At 34.8% G+C, this 6,224-nt stretch carries 5 protein-coding genes; 4 read left to right on the top strand and 1 reads right to left on the bottom strand.

The window, feature by feature from the left end; all coding sequences use genetic code 11:
- Positions 1-459: 459 nt before the first annotated feature.
- Positions 460-1,152, bottom strand: coding sequence for a DUF4294 domain-containing protein (locus BM084_RS17795; RefSeq protein ID WP_093306402.1), 693 nt, complete (start codon positions 1,150-1,152; stop codon positions 460-462).
- A 105-nt stretch (positions 1,153-1,257) separates the two neighbouring features.
- Here BM084_RS17795 and BM084_RS17790 point away from each other — a divergent pair, with 105 nt between their 5' ends.
- The 4 genes from BM084_RS17790 (at position 1,258) to BM084_RS17775 (ending at position 6,198) form a co-directional block, all read left to right on the top strand.
- Entirely contained in the window at positions 1,258-2,346 is a 1,089-nt protein-coding gene (locus BM084_RS17790) for a M42 family metallopeptidase (protein ID WP_075327152.1), read from the top strand.
- Between the two features lie 140 nt (positions 2,347-2,486).
- A complete protein-coding gene (locus BM084_RS17785) occupies positions 2,487-3,563 on the top strand; it encodes a DNA topoisomerase IB (protein WP_075327153.1) in 1,077 nt (358 codons plus the stop codon).
- Positions 3,564-3,607: 44 nt separating this feature from the next.
- Positions 3,608-5,536 carry a DUF294 nucleotidyltransferase-like domain-containing protein gene (locus BM084_RS17780; protein WP_093306400.1) on the top strand — a complete coding sequence of 643 codons (1,929 nt, stop codon included), beginning with the start codon at positions 3,608-3,610 and terminating at the stop codon, positions 5,534-5,536.
- Entirely contained in the window at positions 5,536-6,198 is a 663-nt protein-coding gene (locus BM084_RS17775) for a 3'-5' exonuclease (RefSeq protein ID WP_075327155.1), read from the top strand. The genes BM084_RS17780 and BM084_RS17775 overlap by 1 nt, the downstream gene beginning before the upstream one ends.
- The last annotated feature ends 26 nt before the right edge of the window (positions 6,199-6,224 follow it).

Genomic DNA, 6,224 nt, shown 5'->3' with positions numbered 1-6,224 from the left:
GGAACTTGTTTCCGCTGTAAGCGGCTGCAAATATACAATGCTTTTTCTTTACCCGCCAAATCTTTTTTAGAAAAATTTTTGACTTTTTTTTAAAGCTTTCCATTCTCAAAAGAACTTTAAAAACAACTCCCGTTTTCTTTAAAAACCTTCGCTGTTTTTGCGGCTGCAAATATACACCCTCTTTTGATTCTGGCAAGTAAAAAAATAAGTTTTTTTACTTTTATTTTTTTAAGCTTTTATTTCCTTAAAAAATCACCGTATCCCAATATGTAATGAACTTCCCACTTTACTTCCCAACCCTCGTTGTGTCCCAAAGCGGGTGCAAATATACTGCTGTTTTATTCCCCCGCAAGCTCCAAATAATAATTTTTTAAAGAAATCTTAAAACCAATTCCTAAACTTCTCAATAAAAGGAACTTGTAAGATAAAAAATTTAAAGAAATATTGGGGAGACAAAAGTTAATTTAACCTACCAGGTCTTTTACTCCATTTATCGGTGAGTTCTACGTATTCAAAATCTAAAGCAGTAGCCTGTGGTTCTAATATATCATTCACAAAAGAACGCTGCAAAATATCTTCAATTAAATAATCTTCATGATTATTTCTGGGATCAAATTCTTCCTTTAAAGATATTTCAAATAAACTAGCCGTGGTATTGTACCAGAAAGCCCGCCAACCACTTTTTAAATTTTTAATAAGGTTAAAAGCAGTGGTACCGGTTTGTCTATGTACTAACTTTACCAAAATCTGTCCCTCGGTATGGGTAAGCTTTTTTAATTCCGCAGAAAATTCATCCTCTATATAGTCCTGAACAATCTTTGTATATTTTCTTTGCGCAGATCGGGAATCAATTTCCTCCAGTCTGGAATTAAGTGCTATTAATCTTTCTGAAGCCAATTTGGCATAAGGATAAACCTTCCGGGTTTTTCTCCTTAATATAAGGTATTGCTTTCTTTCAGCAAGACTATTAAAATGAAGCTTTTTTAAAATTACTACTTCATTAAGATCTATACTCTCCCTTGGCACCGTATCACCGGCAATAATCATGTATTTTTTTTGCAAAGTATCTTCAGCAGGAAAATTTTCCTGTGCAAAAAGTCCGGAAAGACTAAAGGCTATAAAGAATATTATTAAAAAAAACTTTCTAAGCATTTGCTCATTATTTACCTATCCTATCTTACTAAAATCATTCCAAAATTAATCAATAATGAGTTGCCATACATTTAATTCTTATTAAATTCGTGAAAATTCAAAACTATGAGCAAAGACAGTATACTTGATAAGGAATCTATAGATTTCCTGGAAAAATACCTTAACAATGCGGCACCAACGGGTTACGAATCTGAAGGGCAGAAATTATGGATGGATTATTTAAAACCTTATGTAGATGATTTCTTCACAGATAGCTACGGGACCGCGGTTGGTGTTATAAATCCTGAAGCCGAATATAAAGTTGTAATAGAAGGACACGCTGATGAAATTTCGTGGTACGTAAATTATATAACCGATGAGGGTTTTATTTACGTGGTAAGAAACGGAGGTAGCGATCACCAAATAGCGCCATCAAAACGTGTTAACATACATACTAAAAAAGGAATAGTAAAAGGTGTTTTTGGCTGGCCGGCAATTCACACTCGTGATAAAGATGAAGAGCAGTCTCCAAAAATAGATAATATTTGTATAGATGTTGGGTGTACAAGTAAAGATGAAGTTGAAGAATTGGGCGTACACGTTGGTTGTGTAATTACCTACCCTGATGAATTTTTTATACTTAATGAAAATAAATTTGTTTGCCGGGCCCTGGATAACCGTATGGGCGGATTTATGATCGCACAGGTTGCAAAATTACTAAAGGAGAATGGTAAAAAATTGCCTTTCGGACTTTATATCACCAACTCGGTACAGGAAGAAATTGGACTTAGGGGAGCAGAAATGATCACCCACCGTATTAAGCCAAACGTAGCTATTGTTACCGATGTTACTCACGATACCAATACGCCAATGATAAATAAAAAGAAAACCGGCGATACTAAAATTGGTCACGGCCCTGTTATTGCCCACGCTCCTGCGGTTCAAAATAAATTAAGGGAATTACTTATTGACACCGCCCAGGAAAAAGAAATTCCGTTTCAGCGTATGGCGAATTCAAGGTTTACTGGAACCGATACTGATGCTTTTGCTTACAGTAACGGCGGGGTTCCTTCAGCTTTAATTTCGCTTCCATTAAGATATATGCATACTACAGTGGAAATGGTACATAAAACCGATGTAGAAAATGTTATTAAATTAATTTACGAAAGTGTTCTAAAAATAAAGGATGGAGATAGTTTTAGTTATTTTGATTAAATAATTAGTCTCCTTTATATTGAGAAAAGCCCTTTTCAGAAGAAATTCCGAAAAGGGCTTTGTCATTTAATTATAGATACTTTCACAATTCTTTATTATAGCCCGGCCTTTTTTCCAATTATATTTAGTGAAAAAGAAAAATGACCATTTCTCCGGAAGAAATAAATAATTTTATTTCAGATCCATACCAGGCTATAGATTTTGCCAACCTAATTTACGTTTCTGAAGAACACCTTTCTATTAACCGAAAAAAAGTAGGCCGGGGATTTTCATATTTTTATAAAGGAGAACGTGTAAAAGATAAAAAAACACTAGAACGAATAAAAAGTTTAGTAATTCCGCCGGGTTGGAAAGAAGTTAGAATTACACATTTAAAAAATGGCCATTTACAGGTTGTGGGCCGCGATGAAAAAAACCGGAAACAATATATTTACCACCCTACCTGGAGCAAATTAAGAAATGAAACCAAATTCTTTAAAATGGCGGCCTTTGGAGAAAACCTGCCTAAAATAAGAAAACAAGTAGATAAAGACCTGGATTTACCTGAAATGAGTCGTAAAAAAGTACTGGCCCTTATTCTTCGTCTTATGGAAGAAACCCATATTAGAATCGGAAATCATTATTATGCCAGGAAAAATAAAACCTACGGACTTTCAACTTTTAGAACCCGGCACGTAAAAACTTATAAAAACAGGATAAAATTTGAATTTATAGGTAAAAAAGGTAAAGAACATGCGGTGACCGTAAAAAATAAAAAGCTAATAAAGCTTGTAAACCAATGTGAGGAAATTCCGGGTTGGGAACTTTTTAAATTCTACGACGAAAATGGCGATAAGCACGCAATAGATAGCGGGATGATTAATGAATATATTCACGAAATTAGCGGCGATCTCTTTTCAGCTAAAGATTTTAGAACCTGGAGCGCTACCAAGATTTTTTTTGAAACACTGCGTGAACTTGGCTATATCGAAGAAGAAAAACAGAATAAAAAGAACCTGCTCCAGGCTTTTGATGCTTCGGCAAAAGGTTTGGGAAATACCCGTGCCGTTTGTAGAAGTTATTATGTACACCCAAAGATTATAAATTCTTATGAAACCGGGGAAATTGCGCCTTATTTTGATAAAATTAAAGCTGAAGAAAAGCAAGATTATATTTCCCTTTCGGAAACTGAAAAAGTTATTCTCAATATGATTAAAGATTACGAAGTAAATATTTAAAATTCAAAGAAAAACAGCTATTCATTTTTCTTTAAATTAGCGGTATGAAGAACACCATTGCTTCCCGAATAGCAGATTTCCTTAAAAACTATCCGCCATTCAACCTTTTAAAAAAGGAAGATTTATTAATGATCTCACAACAGGTAAAAGTAAAATATCTTGAAAAAGGAAAATTACTTTTTGCTGAAGGCGATATTGGGCACAAACGTTTTTATGTAGTAAATAAAGGAGCAATTTCTTTAGAACGGGATAATGAAGGAAAAAGAGAAACCATAGATAAATGTGACGAAGGTGATATTTTTGGCCTCAGGCCCCTATTTGCTAAAGAAAACTATCTTATTAATGCTATTGCAGAAGAAGAAACCATTCTTTACGCAATCCCCATAAAGAAATTTAAACCGCTTACAGAAGAAAATAAAGAAGTTGGGAACTTCCTGATTCAGAGCTTTGCTTCCAACACCCGTAACCCTTATGCTGAAGCTCATAAAGGGAAATTAATTTCAGATAAAGAACCGGTAGAAAATCAGTATAAACCAAACAATAATCTTTTTGAACTTCAGCCTGCTCCGGTTACCCGAAAAGTGGTCATGACCTCACCTGAAACCACTATTAAAAAAGCCGCACAACTTATGAGCAAAAAGAAAGTTGGATCGGTATTAGTGGTTGAAGAAAATATTCCCAAAGGCATTGTTACCGATGAAGATTTTAGAGATATGGTGGCTACGGGCGCATTTGGAATTGATACTCCAGTTTCAAGGATTATGGCATCTCCGGTAATTTGTTATCCGCAGGGATTAACCATCGCCCAGGCGCAGCTCACCATGATGAAACACCATATTAATCATATTTGCATTACCGAAGATGGAACGCCGAATACCAAAGTAGTAGGAATCCTTTCGGAACATGATATTATGGTTTCAGAAGGTCATAATCCTTCGGTTTTAATGAAAGCGATTCAACGAAGCAGTAGCACAAACGAATTAAAGAAAATTCGACATAAAATTACTTTATTGTTGCGTGGGTTTCTTGCTGCTAATATTCCGCTAAACCATATTTCAAAAATTATATTTGAACTGAATGATGCAACCATAAAACGCATCATTGAACGTTGTATTAAAAAACTACCTACTCCCCCGCCCTGCGATTTTACGTGGATTTCTCTAGGAAGCCAGGGACGAAAGGAACAACTATTACAAACCGACCAGGACAATGCGCTTATTTTTGAAGATGTTCCGCAAGAAAAACTGGAAGAAACCAGGGCTTATTTTCTGGAACTGTCAAGAAAAGTTAACAAGCGGCTAAACATAATAGGTTACGAATTTTGCACTGCTGAAATGATGGCGAAAAACCCAAAATATTGCCTTAGTTTAAGTGAATGGAAAGACCAGTTTACCAATTGGATTATAGACCCGGGAAACGACGAAATTTTACTTTGCTCAATATTTTTCGATTTTGATATTTCTTACGGAAATGTATATTTATCTAATGCGCTGGCCGATCATATTTTTAGCCTTACCAAAGACAATAGGAAGTTTTATGCGGTAATGGGAGCTACAACTTTAAGAAATCCTTCCCCCCTTGGTTTTTTCAGGCAGTTTTTATTAGAAGAAGACGGGGAAAATAAAGATTTCTTTGATATTAAAAAACGAGGTATTACGCCCTTGACTGATGCTGGCAGACTCCTTATTTTATATCACCAGGTTAAAAATATTAGCAATACGGCAGAACGCTTTGAAAAACTGGCACAGCTGGAACCTAATAACAAAGAGCTTTTCCTGGCTTGTGCTTATGCTTCTAAGGTTTTACTAAAATTTAGAACCCAGCACGGTTTGGAAAATAGAAATAGCGGGAGATTTATTGATTTGGAAAATTTAAGTAAAGAAGAAAAAATTAAACTGAAACGTTGTTTTAAAAGTATTAGGCAGGTGCAGGAATTAATAAAATACCGTTTTGAAGTAACTCCTTATATCTAATGTTGGATTTTTTAAAAAAGAAACCTGATAATCTTCCAGATTTTTGGAAGGACTATGAAGCAAAATTTCAGGAAAAACTTCCAGAAGAAATTTCCGAGACTAGATTTGTTGTTTTTGACACTGAAACCACTGGCTTCGATATAAAAAAAGACAGAATGCTCTCTATTGGTGCTGTGGGTATTGAAAATAAATCTATAAATATTGCTGACGGATTTGAAGAGTATATTTTACAGGAAACTTTTAATCCTAAAACGGTGAAAATTCATGGAATTATTCAAAATGAAAGAATTAAAACACTTTCAGAAGAAGAAGCGGTGAAAGCATTTTTAAAATATATTGGGAATTCGGTTCTGGTGGCTCATCACGCAGGTTTTGATGTGGGGGTGGTTAATGAAGCTTTATCCCGAATGGGATTACCCAGGCTGAAAAATAAGGTTTTGGATACGGTAAATTTATATCGCGGAACCCGAATAATTTCAAATCTTATTAACCGTGAAAAAAGTTATTCGTTAGACGAAATTGCTGAAACATACAATATAGACACTAAAGACCGTCACACCGCGGCCGGTGATGCTTTTATTACAGCCCTTGCTTTTCTTACTATACTTGGTAAATTAAATACCGATAGAAAACTGAATCTTAAAAAATTATTCCGGATTTAAGAAAAAAAACCTCACAGATTTGAAAA

This window comes from Salegentibacter agarivorans, from assembly GCF_900113135.1.
Taxonomy (GTDB): Bacteria; Bacteroidota; Bacteroidia; order Flavobacteriales; family Flavobacteriaceae; genus Salegentibacter; species Salegentibacter agarivorans.
This window is presented reverse-complemented; position numbering and strand designations above follow the sequence as displayed.

Bases quoted from the DNA above. Each gene is read 5' to 3' on its own strand.
- BM084_RS17775 (WP_075327155.1), top strand. From the start codon at position 5,536: ATGTTGGATTTTTTAAAAAAGAAACCTGATAATCTTCCAGATTTTTGG.
- BM084_RS17790 (WP_075327152.1), top strand. From the start codon at position 1,258: ATGAGCAAAGACAGTATACTTGATAAGGAATCTATAGATTTCCTGGAA.
- BM084_RS17795 (WP_093306402.1), bottom strand. From the start codon at position 1,152: ATGCTTAGAAAGTTTTTTTTAATAATATTCTTTATAGCCTTTAGTCTT.
- BM084_RS17780 (WP_093306400.1), top strand. From the start codon at position 3,608: ATGAAGAACACCATTGCTTCCCGAATAGCAGATTTCCTTAAAAACTAT.
- BM084_RS17785 (WP_075327153.1), top strand. From the start codon at position 2,487: ATGACCATTTCTCCGGAAGAAATAAATAATTTTATTTCAGATCCATAC.